The following is an 18,581-nucleotide window of genomic DNA, read 5'->3' as shown; positions in this document are numbered from 1 at the left end:
CACACGCCCAAGTTGACGTTACCTTTCCCTAAGGTAGGTCAGGTGACCTTCTTTGTGTCATAGTTCCGGCCGGGCGCGGCGTAAGGGGCGCCCGGGCCTCGACGCAAAATGCGGGGTTGTTGGATGGCATATGAACGACAGGGGGAAACGATGAGGATGGCATCCGGACGGACGAACACCCCCGCTTCGCGGTCGGGGCGCAGCGCCTCGAGCCGGCACACCGCCCCCGCGACACTGACGATCGGTGATCTGGCGGAAGAGTTCGGCGTGACGCTCCGGGCCCTGCGGTTCTACGAGGCGAAGGGCCTTCTGCACCCGCAGCGGCGCGGCACCACGCGGCTCTACACCGAAGAGGACCGCAGCCGCCTCGCCACGATCCTGCGGGGGAAGGAACTCGGGTTCACGCTTCGCGAGATCGCCGCCATGGTGGACGGCGAGGAGATCGGCGAGGGCGGCACCACGCCCACCCTGGCCCTGACCCCGGCGCAGGTCGAGGAGCAGATCGCCCATCTGGAGAACCAGAAGGCGGAGATCGAGCGCGCCCTCGAGGCCCTGCGCAGCTACGGCAAGGCCAAGGCGAGCGCCTGACGGGCGCTGGCGGGGGACGCCCGGCGCGGCGCGGCGCGTCCCTCGCCCGATCATGCTCGCCGGCCGCGTGACGGCCCGGCGGGACCCGCGACGCGATCGCGCCGCAGCGAGGCCGCCTCGCTGCGGCCTTCGTCGTTGGCGCAGCCGGGGAGCCCGCGGCGAGGCGCGCGATCCGACGGGGATGCGGGGAGCTCGGACAGGAGGGGATCTCCGGGCGGCGAGGGCGTCGTCCTATCTACACCGGCGCCTCGCGCAGGTTCCTCTCGCGCGTGATGCGATCGGACCGCGCGGTTGCGGCGGCGCGGCGCTTCCGGTTTGATGGCGGGCCCGCTTCGGCCCGCGATCGCCGTTCCGCATGACCCTGCGAACACTTTTTGTCCTTCTGGTCCTCGTCGCCCTGCCGGCCCGGGCGGAGGCGCCCCTGCGCGGCCATGGCGGCCCGGTGCGGGCGCTCGCGGTATCGCCGGACGGGCGCGTCGCGATCTCGGGGAGCTTCGATCAATCCGCGATCCTCTGGGCCATCGACGAGGGCGCCGCGCTGGCGGTACTGCGCTTCCACGACGGTGCCGTGAACGCGGCCGCGGCGCTGCCCGACGGGCGGATGGCGACCGGGGGCGAGGATGGCCGCGTCGCGCTCTGGCGGCTCGGCAGCGCCGAGCCCGTCGCGGTGTTCGCGGACCATGCGGGGCCGATCGCCGGGCTCGCCGTCTCGCCGGACGGGGCGCGGCTCGCCTCCGCCTCCTGGGACGGGACGGCGCGGATCCGCCCGCTGCCGGGCGCGGACGGGCCGGCCCCTGACCGGCCCGGGCGGGTGGCGAGCGAGCATCGCGGCAACGTGAACGGGGTCGCCTTCCTGCCCGACGGCCGCCTCGTCACGGTGGGGTACGACGCGGCGCTGCGCGTCGTCCCGGAAGACGGGCCCGCCCTGACCGTCACGCTGCCGACGCCGCTCAACGCGGTGGCGACCGCGCCGGACGGCGAGATCGCCGCGGCGGGCGCCGACGGCACCGTGCGCCTCCTCGGCCCGGACGGGCGCGAGCGCGCCGCGGTGGCGATCCCGCCCCGCCCGGTCATCGCGCTCGCGGTCTCGCCCGATGGCGGCCGGATCGCCGCCGCGACGGTCGGGGGCGCGGTCGCGATCATCGATCGGCGCGCCGCCAAGGTCCTGTTCACCCTGGTCGGTCCGGGCCTGCCGGTTTGGTCCCTCGCTTTCCGCTCGGACCGGGAATTGCTCACCGGCGGGAGCGACCGGCTGGTGCGCCGCTGGGACCTGCGCACCGGCGAGCCGATCGGCCCGCTGGCGATGGCGGCCCCGGCGGACGGACTCGCCGCCTTCCGGGGCGAGCGGGGCGCGGAGGTGTTCCGCGCCTGCGCGGCCTGCCACACGCTCGGGCCGGACGGCGGCAACCGCGCCGGGCCGACGCTGCACGGGATCTTCGGCCGCCGGATCGCCACCGCCCCCGGTTACGGTTACTCGGAAGCGTTGCGCCGCCTCGACCTCGTCTGGTCCCCCGAGACGGTGGCGCGGCTCTTCGAGGTCGGGCCGTCGCGCTACACGCCGGGCACGAAGATGCCCGAGCAGACGATCGGGGATCCCCGCGACCGCGAGGCCCTGGTGCGCTTCCTCGAGAGGGCGACGCGCTGAGCGCGCGCCGCGATGCCGCCGCGTTGCCGGGAGAGGCGCGCCCCTTGCACCTCGGCGAGCGCGCTCAGCGCGCGGCTTGGGCCTGGGCGAGCGCGCTCAGCGCGCGGCTTGCGCCTCGGCGAGGCGGGCGGCGTAGCGGGCGATCAGATCCACTTCCAGGTTGACCCGGTCGCCGGCCCGGCGCTCGCCCCAGGTCGTTGCCGCCAGGGTGTGGGGGATCAGCAGGACCGTGAAGGTGTCGCCCGCGACGCCGTTCACGGTGAGGGAGGTGCCGTCGAGGCTGACCGAGCCCTTCTCGGCGATGAAGCGCGCGAGGTCGGGCGGGGCGCGGAGCACGAAGCGGTCGCTCGCCGCGGAGGCGTCGCCCTCCCCGCCCGTGACCGCCTCCCGCGCCAGGATCTCGGCGAGGCCGTCGACGTGTCCCGTGACGAGGTGGCCGCCGAGCTCGTCGCCCATGCGCAGCGACCGCTCCAGGTTGAGGCGGGTGCCCGGCTGCCAGGCGCCGGCCGTGGTGCGGGCGAGCGTCTCGGCCGCGGCGTCGACCGTGAAGCGGCAGCCGCCCTCCTGCGGGATGATCTCCACCGCCGTCAGGCACGGGCCCGAACAGGCGATCGAGGCGCCCACCGCGATCGTGGCGGGATCGTAGCCGCAGGCGATGGTGATGCGCCGCAGGCGGTCGCCGCCCTCGACGGCGATCACCCGTCCGACGTCGGAGACGAGGCCGGTGAACATGAGGAACTCCGCGCGTAGGTGGTGAGGCGGTCCGGGCCGAGGGGCCGCTCGGCGACGCGGCGCAGGCCGCCGGCGAGGCGGGCCGCGAGGGCCGGGCCGATCGCCGGCTTGCCCGGCTGGCCGAGGGGCGCGGCCCCGGTGAGGAGGAGGCAGGAATCGACGAGGTCGGCCGCCGCGAGCGCGTCCGCCAGGGTCGGTCCCCCCTCGCAGAACACCCGGGTGATGCCCCGCGCGCCGAGCGCGCGCAGGGAGGCGGCGAGGTCGGGGCGCCCGTCCGGACCGGCGGGCAGGCGCAGCACCTCGGCGCCCGCCTCCCGCAGGGCCCGCTCGGCCGCGGGCGGGGCCGCGGCGCCGGCCAGGATCAGGGTTTGGGCGCGGCCGCCCGGGCGCAGCAGCCGCGCGCCGGGCGGGAGCTGCAGCTGCGGATCCAGCACGACCGGCAGCGGCGAGCGGTCGCCGAGGCCCGGCAGGCGCACGGTGAGCGCCGGATCGTCCGCGAGCGCCGTCCCGATGCCGACCAGGATCGCGTCGCTGTGGGCGCGCAGCCGGTGAACCTCGGCGTTGGCGAGGGCGCCGGTGATCAGGAGTCGCCCCGCCCCGCCCGCCGCGAAGCCGTCCGCGGTGCGGGCGAGCTTGAGGCAGAGGGCCGGCCGGCCCGTCGTCACCCGCATCACGTGCCCGGCATGGTCGCGGGCGGCCTCCTCGGCGCAGGGACCGACCGTCACGGCGACCCCCCCGGCGCGCAGGCGCCCGTGGCCGCGCCCGGCGACGCGGGGATCCGGGTCGTTCATGGCGCTCACCACCCGGGCGACGCCCGCCGCCAGCACCGCGTCGGCGCAGGGCGAGGTGCGGCCGTGATGCGAGCAGGGCTCCAGGGTGACGTAGAGCGTGGCGCCCCGGGCCGCCTCCCCGGCCTCCGCCAGGGCGACGCGCTCCGCGTGCGGTCGCCCGCCGGGCTGGGTCACGCCCTGCGCCAGGATCCGCTCCGCGCCCGGCGGGCCGGCGACCAGCACGGCGCCGACCGAGGGATTCGGCCAGGTCCGCCCGAGATGGCGACGGCCGAGCGCCAGGGCGAGGCGCATGTAGCGCCGGTCGAGGGAGGCCTGCCGGTCGGGTCCGGGCTCGGCCCGGTCGGGCCCGGGCTCGGCGGACGCGCTCACGCGCGCGACCGGGCGCGCCGTGCCGGCGCCTCGCCGCCCTCCCCCGGCGCAGCCGCCGGCCCGGGCGCGGCCTCGTCCGGCGGCTCCGGCTCGCCCCCGGGGCGCCCCGCCCCGTTGAGGCGCCCGAGCAGCTCCTCGAAGTCGCGGGCCTCGCGGAAATTCTTGTAGACCGAGGCGAAGCGCACGTAGGCGACGTCGTCGAGGGCCTTCAGCCCCTCCATGACGAGTTCGCCGATCGCCTCGCTGCTCACCTCCGCCTCGCCGCCGCTCTCGAGCTGGCGGGCGATGCCGCTCACCAGCCGCTCGACGCGGTCGGCCTCGACCGGGCGCTTGCGCAGGGCGACGTCGATCGAGCGCTGCAGCTTGTCGCGGTCGAACGGGACCCTGCGCCCCGAGCGCTTCACCACGGTGAGGTCCCGCAGCTGCACCCGCTCGAAGGTGGTGAAGCGCCCGCCGCAATCCGGGCAGATCCGGCGGCGCCGGATGGCCGAGGCGTCGTCGCTCGGCCGGGAATCCTTCACCTGCGTGTCGAGGCCGCCGCAATAGGGGCACCGCATCGACCGCCGACCCTCCGTGAGGCGCCCCCGGCCCGGGGCGGCGCGCATGAACGACGAGGGCCGGGCCCGCTGCCACGGGCCCGGCCCTCGAATCGCGTGTTAATCGATCAGGCGTAGATGGGGAAGCGGTCCGTGAGGGCGTGGACCTCCTCCAGCACCTTCTTCTCGGCCGCGCCGTCGCCCGCCTCGCCCGCCCGGGCGAGGCCGTCGAGCACCGTCACGATGAGCTCGCCCACCTTCTTGAACTCGGCGACGCCGAAGCCGCGGGAGGTGGCGGCCGGGGTGCCGAGGCGGATGCCCGAGGTCACGGTCGGCTTCTGCGGGTCGAACGGCACGCCGTTCTTGTTGCAGGTGATGCCGGCGCGCGAGAGGGCCGCCTCGGCCGCCTTGCCGGTCAGGTTCTTGGGCCGCATGTCCACCAGCATCAGGTGGTTGTCGGTGCCGCCGGTGGTGATGTCGAAGCCGCCCGAGATGATCGTGTCGGCCAGCGCCTTGGCGTTCTCCACCACCTGCTTGGCGTAGATCTTGAAGTCGGGCGAGAGCGCCTCGCCGAAGGCCACCGCCTTGCCGGCGATGACGTGCATCAGCGGGCCGCCCTGGAGGCCCGGGAACACGGCCGAGTTGATCTTCTTGGCCAGAGCCTCGTCGTTCGTCAGGACCATGCCGCCGCGCGGGCCGCGCAGCGTCTTGTGCGTGGTCGTGGTGACGACGTGGGCGTGCGGGAACGGCGAGGGATGCACGCCGCCCGCCACGAGACCGGCGAAATGGGCCATGTCGACGAAGAACACGGCGCCGACGCTGTCGGCGATCTCGCGGAACTTGGCGAAGTCCCAGTGGCGGGGATAGCCCGAGCCGCCCGCGATGATCACCTTGGGCTTGTGCTCCTCGGCGAGCTTGGCGACCTGCTCCATGTCGATGCGCTGGTCCTCGCGGCGCACCGTGTAGGAGACCGGCTTGAACCACTTGCCCGAGACGTTCGGGGGCGCACCGTGGGTGAGGTGGCCGCCCGCCGCGAGGTCGAGGCCCAGGAAGGTGTCGCCCGGCTGCATCGTGGCCATGAACACGGCCTGGTTCGCCTGGCTGCCGGAATTCGGCTGCACGTTGGCGAAGTCGCAGCCGAACAGGCGCTTGGCGCGCTCGATGGCGAGGTTCTCGGCAATGTCGACGAACTCGCAGCCGCCGTAGTAGCGGCGGCCCGGATAGCCCTCCGCGTACTTGTTGGTGAGCACCGAGCCCTGCGCCTCCAGCACCGCCCGCGACACGATGTTCTCGGAGGCGATCAGCTCGATCTCGTGCTGCTGCCGGCCGAGCTCCTGTTGCACCGCGCGGGACAGTTCCGGATCGACGTCAGCGAGGGAAGCCGAGAAGAACGAATTCGACAGGGGAGTCTTGGCGGTGCCCGCGCTCATGTTGACCTCGACTGCTGGAGTGTTTCGTCCCGTGGACGGATGGTTGAGCCATGTCGTCCCGTTGGCCGGGTTTTACACGGGGGTGAAACCGCGGCCAAGACCGGCCCCGGGCCGCCGCGGCGGATCGGGGTGCGGCCCGCGCGCGCGGGATCCCGTCCCGTGCAGATCCCGGCGCGGTGCCCGCCCACGGGCGCCGTCCGGGTGCCCGGCATCTCCCCGCCGTGGTAGCCGCTCAAGCCGTTTTAAGTCAAGGAAGACAAAGAACAGAAAAACTTAATGCCCTGACAGAAAAACTTGGCATGCCAGCGGCCGGGCGCGCCGTCGACGCTGTTCGTCAGTAGTGGGGCGGTGGCGGCTCCTCGCCGGGCGCGGTCGGGCGCTCGGCCATCTCGCGCAGGCGCTCCTGGAGCGCGGCGACCTGCCGCGCGAGCTGGTCGAGCTGGGTCCACTGGGCGGCGACCATGCGGCTCAGGTCCTCGAGAGCCCGCTCCTGGTGCGCCACCCGGATCTCCAGGTCGTCGAGGCGGGTCTCCGGCTCGGCCATGCTGCCCTCCGAAAGGGAACGGCCCGGGCGAGGCCCGGGCCGGGTCATCGGCGTCGCGGCCCGGGCCCGGACCTCCGCGGGACGCGGCGCGTCAGTTGGTCTGGCCGTCGTCCTCGTCCGCGAAGTTGCGCGGGGCCTGCGCGGCCGCCGTCATCGCGGCGGTCGGGGCGCCGACGCCGTCGCGCTTGTAGATGTCGTCGCGGAACTGCACGAGGCCGTCCGGCGTGGACCAGGCGGTGATGTAGGTCCAGTAGACCGGGATCGGCGCCAGCGGGCGGGCATCGACGCGCTGGCCGCTCTGGATGATCGCCTCGATCGTCTCCGGGTTGCCCTGCGGCGTCCCCTGCAGGATCCAGGCGACGTAGTCGCGCACGTTCTGCACGCGCACGCAGCCCGAGGAGACGAAGCGGAAATCGTCGCCGAAGATGCCCTTGGCGGGCGTGTCGTGCATGTAGACGCCGTGCGGGTTCGGGATGTTGATCCGCACGAAGCCCATCGAGTTGAGGTCGACGCCGGGATCCTGGCGGAAGCGGTAGCGGGTCGCCTCGTCGGAGCGCCAGTTCACCTGCGACGGGGCGATCTCGCGCTCGCCGTCGAAGATCCGAATCTTGTTGTCGGTCAGGTAGTTCGGCTCCTTCTGCATCTTCGGGATCAAGTCCTTCTTGATGATCGAAGCCGGGACGGTCCAGTAGGGGTTGAAGTTCACCTCTTGGATCTTGGCGTTCATGATCGGCGACTGGCGGTCGATCTTGCCGACGCCGGCGGCGTGGCGGGTCGCGACGTGGTCGCCCTCGACCGTCTCGACCAGGGCGGCCGGGATGTTCACGATCACGTAGCGGGCGCCGAGATTGCCCGAATAGGAGCGCAGCCGCACGGCGTTGAGTTCGAGCTGGCGCAGCCGCACGTCCGCCGGCACGTTCATGGCCTGGACGGTGGTGAGGTTCATCGCGCCGGTCTCGTTGAGGCCGTGCCGGGCCTGGAACCGGCGCACCCCCGCCTCGACGTAGGAATCGTAGATCGGCGAGGAGCCCGCCGCCGGATCGAGGTCGCCCGAGACGATGAGGCGCTGGCGCAGGGCCACCACGGCGGGGCTCTTCGTCCCGACCCGCAGCCGGTCGGCGCCGGAGACCGGCTGCCAGCCGCCGCGGGCGACGATGTCGCGGTAGCGCTCGATCATCTGCTCGGTCGCGGCGAGCGTCTGCGGCGAGAGGATCGGCGTGTTCGAGCGCTGAACCCGCATCGTGGCGGCGGAATCGTAGTTCTGCGCCCATTCGGCCTGGGCGAGGCCGCGCTCCTCGGCCAGGGCCGGAAGAGCGACGGCGGTCAGCAGCGCCAGGCCAAGCGAACCGCTGAGGGAAGCGCGTGTCAGCATGGGACGAAAGCTCGTGAACCTTTGGGGAGGACGAACCGGGGCGGGCGGCACGTCACCGCTCGACCCGACCGTGGCCGGATGCGGTTAAGACTCCATGGCGACCCGGCCAGATTGTGGCGGAACGGCTCAGGTCACGGGGAGACGCCGCCTTCGGTGTGGACTGCGGCGCTGCGGCAACAGGCGGTGGCACGGTCACGATTCTGCGACCGGGCGCGCGTGGCGGGGGGCGGCCGGATCGGCTAGAGCAGCCCCATGACGACTCCCATGCCGACGGAGCGGCCGGGGCAGCCCAGGCGGCGCGGCGCGGCGCAGCATCCGTCGAGGCGCCGCGGCGCGGCGCCGGACCCATCGAGGCGGCGCGCCGCCGCGCGGGGCGCGTGGCCGCGGCGCCTGCGGGCGCCCCTGGCCGTGCTCGCGCTCTACGGGCTGGTGCTGCAGGCCTTCCTCGCCGGCATGGCCCCGGGTTCGGCCGCGCGCGCCGCGGGGATGGTCTGCGCGGAGCACGGGCCGGCGGCCGAGCATCCGGGCCCGCTCGCGGCGCATTCCTGCTGCGCGGCCGCCTGCGCGGCGCAGGCGACGCCCCTGCCTCCCCCGGCCGCGGCCCGGGCCGCCCCGGGGCGGGCGGCGATCCGGCTGGCCTGGCGGCCGGCCGCGCACGCCCTGGCGAGTCGGCCCCCGGCCCGCCCCGCCTCGGCCCGAGGTCCTCCCCTCGCGTGAGCGCGGCCGCCCGGCCGCCCCGGTCCGCGGCCCCGCGGGCCGCCCCGATCCCTCACGCGAACGGATTCCCACGATGTCGTGCCTTCTCCGCGGCGGCCTGACCGCCCTCCTGATCGCCTCCTCCGTCCCCGCCCTCGCCCACGCCGTGCTGGAGCGGCGCCAGGCGGGGCCCAACCAGCCCTACCGGGCCGTGGTGCAGATCGGCCATGGCTGCGACGGCAAGGCCACCACCCGGGTCACCGTCACGGTGCCGGAGGGCGTGGTCGGCGCCAAGCCGATGCCGAAGCCCGGCTGGACGCTCACCACCGTGACCGGTCCCTATTCCCGCGCCTATCCGCACTACCACGGCGAGATCCGCGAGGGGGTCAAGGAGATCACCTGGAGCGGGGGCAACCTGCCCGACGACCAGTTCGACGAGTTCACCTTCCAGGCCCGGATCTCGGACGCGTTCAAGCCCGGCGAGACGGTCTATTTCCCGGTCCGGCAGGAATGCGGCGAGGCGCGCATCGCCTGGACGGAGATCCCGGTCGCGGGCCAGAACGCGCACGACCTGAAGACGCCCGCGCCGGGCGTGCGGATCGTGGCGGCCGCCCCGGTCACGGCCCAACAGGTCGCGGCCCAGGCGGCTCCGGCGATCCAGGCGGGCGACCTGACGATCGAGGGGCCGTGGATCCGCGCGACGCCGGGCGGCGCCAAGGTGGCGGGCGGCTACCTGCGGGTGACCAACCGGGGCAGCGCCCCCGACCGGCTCGTCGGCGCCTCGATCCCCCTCGCGGCCCGCGGCGAGATCCACGAGATGTCGGTGGCGAACGGGGTGATGCGGATGGCGCCGGTCGAGGGCGGCCTGACGATCGAGCCCGGCAAGACCGTGGAGCTGAAGCCCGGCGGCTATCACCTGATGTTCATGGACCTGACGGGGGCCGCCAAGGCGGGCGAGGCGATCGAGGGCACGCTGACCTTCGCGCGGGCCGGCACCGTCAAGGTGACGTTCCAGGTCGGCGCGATCGGCGCGTCCGGGCCGGCCGCGCAGGAGCACCAGCACTGAGGAGCGGGACGGGGCGCCCTCGCGGCGCCCCTCCGGCCACCCACCCGCGGGTCATCCGACATCCGGCTGATTGCTCCGCCATGCGGATGTCGGCGTCGCTCAGGCGCCGCGCGGGCTTGGCATACCCAATCCGCTCGATCCCTTCGGGATGGCGGATTGGGGCTTCGCTCAGGCGCCGCGCGGGCTTGTTACCCGCTCTCCGGACGTGATCGTCCGGACAGCGGATCAGTCCACCCACTCGCCCCGGCGCATCACCGGCTCGGCGCCGCCCTCGGCGGTGAGGCCGTCGACGTCGACCGCGGCCGAACCGATCATCCAGTCGATGTGGATCAGGCTGCGGTTGGCGCCGCGGGCCGCGAGATCCTCCTCGGACAGGCCCTGGCCGCCCTCGCGGAAGCACTTGCTGTAGGCTTGGCCGAGCGCGATGTGGCTCGCCGCGTTCTCGTCGTAGAGGGTGTTGAAGAACAGCAGCCCCGAGGCCGAGATCGGCGAGGAGGCCGGCACCAGGGCGACCTCGCCCAGCCGGCGGGCGCCCTCGTCGGTGTCGAGCACGCGGGCGAGCACGTCGGCGCCCCTGCGCGCCGTCGCCTCGACGATCCGCCCATCCTCGAAGCGCACCGCGATGTCCTCGATCAGGGTGCCCTGGTAGGAGAGCGGCTTCGTCGCCGCCACCCGCCCCTCGACCCGCAGCCGGTGGGGGGTGGTGAAGACCTCCTCGGTCGGGATGTTGGCGTTGCAGATGATGCCGCTGCGCGAGGCCGAGGCGCCGCCGCACCATTCGTGGTCGTCGGCGAGCCCGACCGTCAGGTCGGTGCCCGGACCCTGGAAGCGCAGGGCCGCGTAGCCCCGCCCGTTGAGCCGGTCGGTCCGGCGGCGCAGGGCGGCGTTGTGCGCCGCCCAGGCCGCGACCGGATCCTCGCCGTCGACCCGCGAGGCGGCGAAGATCGCGTCCCACAGGCGCGCCACCGCCTCCTCCTCGGGCAGGCCCGGGAAGACGGCGCGGGCCCAGGCCGGCGTGGCCGCCGAGACGATGGTCCAGTTGGTCGCGAAGGTGGCGATCAGCTCCAGCGCCGGCTGGTAGGCCCGCGAGCGGGCGCGGTTGGCGCGCGCCACCTTGTCGGGATCCTGGCCGGACAGGAGCGAGGGATCGTCGCCCACGATGGCGAGCCGGGCGGCGCCGTTCCGGTAGGCGCTGGCCATGCCCTCGTAGAGCCAGCCCGCGGCGCGGTCGAAGGCGTCGTCGGGGGCGTGCGCGAAGCGGGCGAGCGTGGCCGCGTCGTCGCCGTAGAGCGTCGTCACCAGGGACGCGCCCGCCCGGTAGGCCTCGGCGGTGATGCGTCGGGCGAGGCCGAGGGCTTCGAGCGGCGCCGTCATCACCAGTTCCTGGCCGGGCCGCAGCCCGAGCCCGACCCGCACCGCGACCTCGGCGAGGCGGTCGAGGCGGGTTTCGTGCGCGCGGCTCATGGAAACGTGAACATTCATCGGCATTCCCTCGTGAAACGACCCTGTCGCGGTCAGCCTATCCGTCACGCGAGCCGCGTCCAGGCGATCCCGCCGAGATCCTCCCGGAACGCGAAGCGGGCGAGGTGCTCGGCCACCACGGCCTCCAGCCGCGCCAGGGCCTCGGCGTCGGGAGCCCTCACCCGCAGGGTCAGGCCCTCGGAATCGGCCTCGAACACGGCCTCGCGCCCCTCTCCGAAGGGGACGACGCCCCGCTCCGGGGAGAACGCCGTCTCGGGGAAGCGGTGGCTCCAGTGCTTGCAGAGCTGGGTCAGGTAACGGCTGCCCTGGGTCGTGTCGACCCGGGCCTGCGCGGTCAGCAACGACGCCCCGCTCATGCGCCCTCGGCCTCCCGCAGGGCCGCCCAGATCGCCCGGGGCGTGGCCGGCATGTTGATGTGGGCGACGCCCCGGGCCCGCAGGGCGTCGACGAGGGCGTTCATCACCGAGGGCAGCGCGCCGGCGCAGCCGGCCTCGCCGCAGCCCTTGACGCCGAGCGGGTTGGTCTTGGCCGGAACCGGGTGGCTCTCGAAGCTCATCGGGGGCGCGTCGGCGGCGCGCGGCAGGCAGTAATCCATGAACGAGCCGGTCACGAGCTGGCCCTGCTCGTCGTAGGCCGTGCGCTCCATCAGCGCCTGGCCGATGCCCTGGATCACGCCGCCGTGGATCTGGCCCTCGACGAGGAGCGGGTTCACCACCGTGCCGAAATCGTTGACCGTGGTGTAGCGCACCACCGCGGCGACGCCCGTCTCGGGATCGACCTCGACCTCGGCGACGTGGCAGCCGTTCGGGAAGGCCGAGGGGGAGGCCTCGTGCACGTGGGCGACGTCGAGGCTGCGCGGCGCCTGCGGGTCGGGCAGGCCCTCGCGCAGCTTGGCGGCGAGGTCGAGGAGCCCGATGCCGCGATCGGTGCCCGCGACGACGAAGCGGCCGTCCTCGAAGACGATGTCGGCCGGGCCGGCCTCCAGCACGGCAGCGGCGGCCGCCCTGCCCTTCTCGATCACGAGGGCGCTCGCCTCCACGATGGCGGCGCCGCTCGCCATCAGCGACTTCGACCCGCCGGTGCCGCCGCCCGCGATGAGCTGGTCGCTGTCGCCCTGGAGCAGGCGGACCTTGTCGAGGGGGATGCCGAGGCGGTCGTGCAGCACCTGCGCGAAGGGCGTGGCGTGGCCCTGGCCGTAATCGAGGGTGCCGGTGATGATCGTCACGGTGCCGTCCGCCTCGAAGCGCAGGCCGCCCATCTCGTTCATCGGCGGCGCGGTGATCTCCAGGTAGTCGCCGATGCCGATGCCGCGCAGCAGGCCGCGCGCCTCGCTCTCGGCGCGGCGGGCCGGGAAACCGTCCCAATCCGCGGCGGCGAGGGCCCGGTCGAGCACGGCCGGGAAGTCGCCGCTGTCGTAGGTCATGCCCGAGGGGGCCGCGTAGGGCATGTCCTCCGGGCGGATCTGGTTGAGGCGGCGCAGGGCCACCCGGTCGCGGCCGGTCTCGGCGGCGGCGTTCTCGATCAGGCGCTCGATGAAGTAGTTGCCCTCCGGGCGGCCCGCGCCCCGATAGGCCCCGATCGGCGTGGTGTTGGTGTAGAGGCAGGCGACCGCCACGTCGAAGACCGGCGTGCGGTAGACGCCGACCATGTTGCGGGCGATGTTCACGGTCTGGAACAGCGGCGAGAGCGGGTTGAGGTAGGCCCCCATATTGGCCCGGCCGCGCACCCGGAAGGCCAGGAAGCGGCCCTCCGCGTCGAGGGCGAGCTCCGCCGTCACCGCGACGTCGCGGCCGTGATGGTCGGAGAGGAAGCTCTCGGAGCGCAGGTCCGTCCACTTGACGGGCCGCCCCAGCACCTTGGCGGCGTGGAGGAGCGGCAGGTACTCGGGATAGACCGGCGCCTTCATGCCGAAGGAGCCGCCGACATGGCCGGTGACCACCCGGACCTTGTCGCGCCCCGTCTTGAGCACCCCGTCCGCGAGGCTGTTGCGCAGGCCGAAGACGCCCTGGGAGCCCACATGCAGGGTGTAGCGCCCGTCCCCCGGCTCGTAGACGCCGATCGCCGCGCGCGGCTCCATCGGGTTGATGACGAGGCGGTTGTTGACGAGGTCGAGGCAGGTGACGTGCGCCGCGGCCGCGAAGGCGGCGTCGGTGGCGGCGCGGTCGCCGAGGGCGAAGTCGAGGGCGAGGTTGCCGGGCGCCTCGTCGTGGATGAGCGGCGCGTCGGGCGCGGCCGCCTCCTCGGCGGTGGTCACCACCGGCAGGTCCTCGATGTCGAGGATCACGGCCTCGGCGGCGTCGCGGGCCTCCGCCAGGGTCTCGGCGACCACGAGAGCCACCGGCTCGCCCGCGTAGCGCACCCGGTCGGTGGCGAGCGAGGGCTGGGGCGGCTTGCGCATCGGCGAGCCGTCCTGGTTGGTGAAGGCCATGCTGTTGCCGATGCGGCCGTAGCCGTCGAGATCCGCCGCCGTGAACACGCCGAGCACGCCCGGCATCGCGCGGGCGGCCTCGGCGTCGATCCCGTTCAGCCGCCCATGCGCCACCGGGCTGCGCACGAAGACCGCGCGGGCCTGCCCCTCAAGGGCGAGGTCGTCCGTGTAACGCCCCTGCCCCTGCACCAGCACGGGATCCTCGGCCCGCGGCACCGGCTGACCGATGCCGAACTGCTGGGGGGCCGCAAAGTCGCGCGCGTCGGGACGGGCATTCATGCCGAACTCTCCGGAGGGTCGCTTCCCAGCTAGCGATTCGGCGCGATCCTGCAAGGTCGCCGGGAGCGGGGCGGCCCCGCCGTGGGGGCACGGCTCGGCCGCCGCGGGCGCCAATCAGCCCGGTTCCCGCTCCTGCGCGGCCCGCTCCGCCCTCTCTCGGGCGCGGGCCGCCCAGACGGCGCCGAGCCGCGCGCGCAGGCGCTCCGCGAGCACGCTCCAGGGCCGGCCGGCGGCCCTCGCCATCGCCGCGCGGCTCATCGCCTCCAACCGCTCCGGCGCGGCCGCCAGGGCCCGCAGGTGGTCGAGGAAGCCCGGAACGCAGCGCTCCTGCGGGACGACGACGCCGCTGACGCCCGACTCGACCGCCTCGGCCACCGCCCCGCAGGCGGCCACGATCGGCACCACGCCGTGGACCATGGCCTCCAGCACGGTGAGCGGGAGCCCCTCGTAGCGGGACGGCAGCAGCAGGATATCGGCCCAGCGGTAGATCTCGGAGAGGCCGGCATCGTCGTAGACCGGCGGTTCGAGGTGCGCGTGCCGGCTGAGGGTCAGGTGGGCGTCGGTCAACACCGCCTTCCCGACCACCCGGATCTCGAAGCGCGGGTCCGGGTCGAGCGCGTCGATGATCTCGGCCAGCCGGTCGAGACCCTTCTGGGTATCGAGGCGGCCCAGGTAGAGCAGGCGCAGGGGGCGACCGGCCGGGGCGCGCGGCGCGACGGCGCGGTGCGGATCGGGCTCCAGCGAGGGCGCGTTCGGCAGGGCCAGGATCTTGTCGCGCGGGATGCCGAGGCTCGCCATCTCGCAGGCCATCCCCTCCGAGCAGGTCAGGACGAGGTCGATCGCGTGCTCGTAGGCGAGGGCGAGCATCGGATGGCCGCAGGCGGCGCCGATGCGCGACTTGTCGAACAGGTGCAGGTAGGTCGCCGTGGTGACGCCCCGGCGCCGCAGCCCGCTGAACAATCCCATGATCTCGGCCGAGTGGCAGCTCACCACGAGTTCGAACGTGGTCAGGACATTCGCGAAGTCGCGGGCCCAGGCCTCGTCCAGGATCCTGGGCAGCTGCGTGCCCAGGAAGGAATCGCCCGCCCAGGCGGCGATGCGGCCCCCGGCGTCGACGAGGTAGATGTCGTCGAAGGCCTCGAGCGCGCGGTGCGCCCGGTAGGCGACGTCGCTCCCGAGCAGGATCAGGCTGGTGCGCAGCCCCTGGCGGCGCAACTCGCGGGCGAGGCAGAACGTGACCTTCTCGACGCCGCCGAAATCGCAATGCGGCAGCACGCAGGCGACGCGGCCCTCGCGCGCCTCGGCCACCGGCGGGAGCAGGGCGCCGTCGAACTGGGCGCGGGCGCGCGGCGCCATGGCGTCGAGCGGGCGGGAGCCGAGGAAGACCTCCTCGACCAGGTTGCTCGGACGGCCGCGCAGGGCGTGGCAGCGCAGGTGCAGGCAGAACTGGACGAAGTCCGTCACCGCCACGTCCTTCAGGGTCTCCGCCGCCATCGCCCGCGGCGGGAGGCGGATCTCCAGGGCGGCGACGCGGTAATTGGCGCCGTGGATCGGCAGTTCCGTGATCCAGGCGTCCTTCTCGTCGAGGGCGATCGCCTGCAGGAGCTTCTGCGAGACGGCGAGGAGGTGGCAGTGCGGCGAGAAGCCGTGCCCGCGCCGGACCCGGATGGCGTCGTCGTCCGAGGCCGCGAGGGTCAGCGACACGAAGTTGTGGCCGGCGAGGGCCCGCTCGATCTCCAGGCAGAGCCAGCGCGTCAGGCCCGCCCCGCGCAGCAGGGCAAGCGTCCGGCCGGTCGTCGACAGGAGGTACTGGCCCGCCCAGACGAAGGCCGGCTCGCGGATCGCCTGCCAGATCCGCGTCTCGAAGGCCTGCTGGTCCATGCGCGGGCCGCCGCGCTGCAGGTCGCTCGCCATCTCCACGCTCGCCTCGTCGGACAGGCGCACGGCGAAGCGCGGCAGCGCGTCGTGCTCCCGCGCGACGAAGGCGTTCACCTGGAACAGCGCCTCGTGCTTGCGGCGCAGGTATTCCCGGATCTGCGTGTCCGAGCGGGTCGAGTCGGCGAGCATGCTCTCCGCCCGCTTCCGGTAGGACAGGCCGAGATTCGGCAGGTGGCGGCCGCGGAAGCCGCGCCCCACGGCCGAGAGCCAGAAATCCCAATCCTCGTAGCCGAGCCGCATCCCCTCGTCGAAGCGCAGACCCGCCTCGATCATGCGGCGCCGGATCAGGCTGCCGGCCTCGCACAGGTTGACGACCGAGGCCGCGTAGGCGTTGAAGTCGCCGCTGTAATCGTGGAAGGCCCGCACACCGAACATCCGGATGTCCGGGTAGAACCAATCCGCCTCGGGATGAAGGAGCAGCGCCTCCTGCATCGCCGCGATGCCGTAGGGGGCGAGGAGGTTGTCGGCATCGAGGAAGTAGACGCCCTCCGCCGCCGGGAGCCGGCGGAGCGCGAAGGCGATGCCGCGGTTGCGGGCCGCGCTGAGGCCGCCATTGGCCTGCCTCACGCAGTGGATGTTGGGCCAGCGCGCGCAGAAGGCGGTCAGCGTCGTGAAGGTCTGCGGGTCGGGGCACCCGTCGTCGACCAGGACCACGTCCACGTCCGCGAACCGCGACTGGCGCGTGAGCGAGGCGACCGCCTCGCGCACCAGCCCGCTGTGCTTGAAGACCGGGACGATCACCGCCAGGCGCGGGCGCGCCGGGGAGGACGGCGCATCCGCCGGGGCGCGGGGCACGGGATCGGCGCTCATGCCCGGCGCGTCCCGCGGACCACCGCGAGGTGGAGGAAGTGCGCCAGGGCGTGCCGCGTCCCGGCGCCGGCCCGGCGCGTCCCCAGGTAGATGTCGAAGCAGTCGCCGAGCGGGCCGGGCGCCTCGAACAGGACCTGCCCGGTCTCGCGCGCCCGGAGCCGCAGCCAGGCCGCGCGCCCGTCGAATCCCTCGCGCGCGGCCAGCACGTCGCCCGGGCGCGGGCTGCCGTGCCGCAGCCAGCGCCGCGGAGCGGCGCCGCGGGGGGCCGGCCTCGGGCCTACCGGAAGCCCGGAGGGGGCCGCGAACAGGCCGAACTCCGTCGGGTCGGCCTCGTCGTGGGCGAGCGCGACATCCGCCAGCACGGCCCGCACGCCTTCGATCCGCACGTGGCGGATGACGGCGACGTGCGGCGCCTCGTCGGCCGGGTGCAGGAACAGGCCCGACCCGACGCCCATGTATCGCAGCAGTTCGGGCCGCGGCTCCGGCAGCCCGCCGCCAAAGGCCGCGCGCTCGAGCAGTTCGTCGATCCGCACGTGGCTCGGCGCCTCCGGCGCTGCCTCCCCGTCCGCCGGCCGGCCCCAGCCACGGGAGGGCAGCCGCAGGCCCGGCACGCCCGCGTAGATGCGCAGCGCCAGGGGGCGCTGCCCCACCGCGCCGTCCGAGGTCACGGCCCGCAGGCGCGGATCCGCCGTCTCCTCGCCCAGGCTGAGGGCGAGGCGGGGCGCGGTGCCGCGCTCCCAGAGGAGCTCGACCTCGACCGGCTCGTCCAGGGGGCGCGCCGTCACGGGGCAGTCGAAGCGGTTCCAGCCGGGATCGAGGGTGGCGGCCGCAACGGTCCAGGTCCCCAGCAGGTCCCGCGAATGCGCGGCGCGCAGGCGGATCGCCACGCTCGCGCGCGTCTGGCGGTCCGCCGCGGCGAGGTGGAGTTCGAAAGCGTGCACGGCGCGGAACTCGCGCTTGGAATTCTGGCTGAGCCCGGTGACCTGCGGCAGCTCGGCCGGGCACAGGACGGCGTCTCCCGGGGGCAGGAACAGGCCGAGGCGGGGCTGCGGCGGCACGGCCTGATCGACGATGCGCTGCGCCGCGTGGAGCGCCTCGACATGCTCCGTGACGATCTGCTGGAGCCGCCCGATCTCCAGCTGCCCGGCGCCGAGATCGGCGAGGAAGCGCTCCGACAGCCCCAGCGCGCGGTCGAGCTGCCACGCCGCCACCCCGTCCGGTCCCGCGGCGGAGAGGTCGAACACCGCGTCCGCGCCGGGGACCTGCGGGGCGATCTGCCTCAGCCGGGCCACGGCCTTCGGAAACCTCTCGATGAAGTCGCGGTCCAGGATCGCGCCGAGGATCGGTCGGGCGAGGAGCGCGTCGTCCGGCCGCCCCGCGGCGTCGGAGATCTCGAAGCCCCTCAGGGCATCGATCTGCTTCTCCGACAAGGCCACGCAATGGGCGGCCGCGGCGGCCGCCGGCAGGTGCTGGCGCAGGCGGTCGAGAACCACGAAGGCGTGGCGGGGCGGCCAAGTCGCGGCCGGGGCGGCATCGCCCGGGTCCGGGACGACGAGGCCCGCTTGTCTATCGCTCGGCATCTGGGGAAGTCCGACCGGCTGGGATCCGATGGGGGGTGATGGGGCCGCGGCCACCTTACCTTGGGTCATCTAGCCCGTGCCGAAGCCTCCGCCAAGGCGTCGGCTCCCGATGACGGCTTCGGCGCACGATCCCGCGGCGGCGGCCGCGCCTTCCCGGCGACCGGGCCGCGACGTGGCGCGCGCGCGGGTTTGACCCCATCATTCCCTAGAGTAATGTGGGGCCGGGTCGTTCGGCGCGTTCGGCGGCACGCGCGGGGAGGCGGCCTCGCGCCCACCCCCGCCGGACGGATGCGGG

At 74.1% G+C, this 18,581-nt stretch carries 15 protein-coding genes; 4 read left to right on the top strand and 11 right to left on the bottom strand.

What is annotated here, in order from left to right; translation table 11 throughout:
• The first annotated feature begins 234 nt into the window (after positions 1-234).
• Together MET2598_RS0108165 and MET2598_RS0108160 are read left to right on the top strand one after the other, a co-directional pair.
• A complete protein-coding gene (locus MET2598_RS0108165) occupies positions 235-588 on the top strand; it encodes a MerR family transcriptional regulator (RefSeq protein WP_265576649.1) in 354 nt (117 codons plus the stop codon).
• Between the two features lie 355 nt (positions 589-943).
• Positions 944-2,233, top strand: a complete 1,290-nt coding sequence (locus MET2598_RS0108160) for a c-type cytochrome (protein WP_018260482.1) — start codon at positions 944-946, stop codon at positions 2,231-2,233.
• A gap of 96 nt (positions 2,234-2,329) precedes the next feature.
• Here MET2598_RS0108160 and MET2598_RS0108155 read toward each other — a convergent pair whose 3' ends face one another.
• From MET2598_RS0108155 to MET2598_RS0108130, 6 genes are all read right to left on the bottom strand, one after another.
• On the bottom strand, positions 2,330-2,965 hold the full coding sequence (locus MET2598_RS0108155; RefSeq protein WP_018260481.1) for a riboflavin synthase: 636 nt from the start codon (positions 2,963-2,965) through the stop codon (positions 2,330-2,332).
• Positions 2,929-4,125, bottom strand: coding sequence for a bifunctional diaminohydroxyphosphoribosylaminopyrimidine deaminase/5-amino-6-(5-phosphoribosylamino)uracil reductase RibD (gene ribD / locus MET2598_RS0108150; RefSeq protein ID WP_012332912.1), 1,197 nt, complete (start codon positions 4,123-4,125; stop codon positions 2,929-2,931). The genes MET2598_RS0108155 and ribD overlap by 37 nt, the downstream gene beginning before the upstream one ends.
• Complete coding sequence (gene nrdR / locus MET2598_RS0108145) at positions 4,122-4,682, bottom strand: transcriptional regulator NrdR (protein WP_012332913.1); 561 nt, start codon at positions 4,680-4,682, stop codon at positions 4,122-4,124. The genes ribD and nrdR overlap by 4 nt, the downstream gene beginning before the upstream one ends.
• Positions 4,683-4,789: 107 nt before the next feature.
• Complete coding sequence (glyA, locus tag MET2598_RS0108140; RefSeq protein ID WP_012332914.1) at positions 4,790-6,091, bottom strand: serine hydroxymethyltransferase; 1,302 nt, start codon at positions 6,089-6,091, stop codon at positions 4,790-4,792.
• A 334-nt stretch (positions 6,092-6,425) separates the two neighbouring features.
• Positions 6,426-6,635, bottom strand: coding sequence for a SlyX family protein (locus MET2598_RS0108135; protein ID WP_012332915.1), 210 nt, complete (start codon positions 6,633-6,635; stop codon positions 6,426-6,428).
• 91 nt (positions 6,636-6,726) lie between these two features.
• The gene (locus MET2598_RS0108130) at positions 6,727-8,007 is read right to left on the bottom strand and encodes a L,D-transpeptidase family protein (RefSeq protein WP_012332916.1); all 1,281 of its coding nucleotides are present in this window, start codon (positions 8,005-8,007) and stop codon (positions 6,727-6,729) included.
• Between the two features lie 252 nt (positions 8,008-8,259).
• Here MET2598_RS0108130 and MET2598_RS36140 point away from each other — a divergent pair, with 252 nt between their 5' ends.
• Complete coding sequence (locus MET2598_RS36140) at positions 8,260-8,724, top strand: hypothetical protein (protein ID WP_026190591.1); 465 nt, start codon at positions 8,260-8,262, stop codon at positions 8,722-8,724.
• A 73-nt stretch (positions 8,725-8,797) separates the two neighbouring features.
• The gene (locus MET2598_RS0108120) at positions 8,798-9,769 is read left to right on the top strand and encodes a DUF1775 domain-containing protein (protein WP_018260479.1); all 972 of its coding nucleotides are present in this window, start codon (positions 8,798-8,800) and stop codon (positions 9,767-9,769) included.
• Positions 9,770-9,994: 225 nt separating this feature from the next.
• On the opposite strand, the gene MET2598_RS0108115 is transcribed toward MET2598_RS0108120, so the two are convergent.
• The 5 genes from MET2598_RS0108115 to MET2598_RS0108095 all read right to left on the bottom strand — a co-directional run bounded on the left by MET2598_RS0108115 (position 9,995) and on the right by MET2598_RS0108095 (position 18,286).
• Positions 9,995-11,251 carry an aminopeptidase gene (locus MET2598_RS0108115; protein WP_085984611.1) on the bottom strand — a complete coding sequence of 419 codons (1,257 nt, stop codon included), beginning with the start codon at positions 11,249-11,251 and terminating at the stop codon, positions 9,995-9,997.
• Between the two features lie 44 nt (positions 11,252-11,295).
• On the bottom strand, positions 11,296-11,592 hold the full coding sequence (locus MET2598_RS0108110) for a DUF2218 domain-containing protein (protein ID WP_012332920.1): 297 nt from the start codon (positions 11,590-11,592) through the stop codon (positions 11,296-11,298).
• Between the two features lie 11 nt (positions 11,593-11,603).
• Positions 11,604-13,958 (bottom strand): xanthine dehydrogenase family protein molybdopterin-binding subunit, encoded by a 2,355-nt coding sequence (locus MET2598_RS0108105; protein ID WP_018260477.1) that lies wholly within the window; start codon positions 13,956-13,958, stop codon positions 11,604-11,606.
• Positions 13,959-14,072: 114 nt separating this feature from the next.
• The gene (locus tag MET2598_RS0108100) at positions 14,073-16,706 is read right to left on the bottom strand and encodes a glycosyltransferase (protein WP_018260476.1); all 2,634 of its coding nucleotides are present in this window, start codon (positions 16,704-16,706) and stop codon (positions 14,073-14,075) included.
• Entirely contained in the window at positions 16,703-18,286 is a 1,584-nt protein-coding gene (locus tag MET2598_RS0108095) for a DUF6212 domain-containing protein (protein WP_018260475.1), read from the bottom strand. The genes MET2598_RS0108100 and MET2598_RS0108095 overlap by 4 nt, the downstream gene beginning before the upstream one ends.
• Positions 18,287-18,581: the final 295 nt, after the last annotated feature.

The organism is Methylobacterium sp. WSM2598 (genome assembly GCF_000379105.1).
GTDB lineage: Bacteria > Pseudomonadota > Alphaproteobacteria > Rhizobiales > Beijerinckiaceae > Methylobacterium.
Note: the sequence above shows the minus strand (reverse complement) of the source record. Positions and strands in the feature narration are given on the sequence as shown.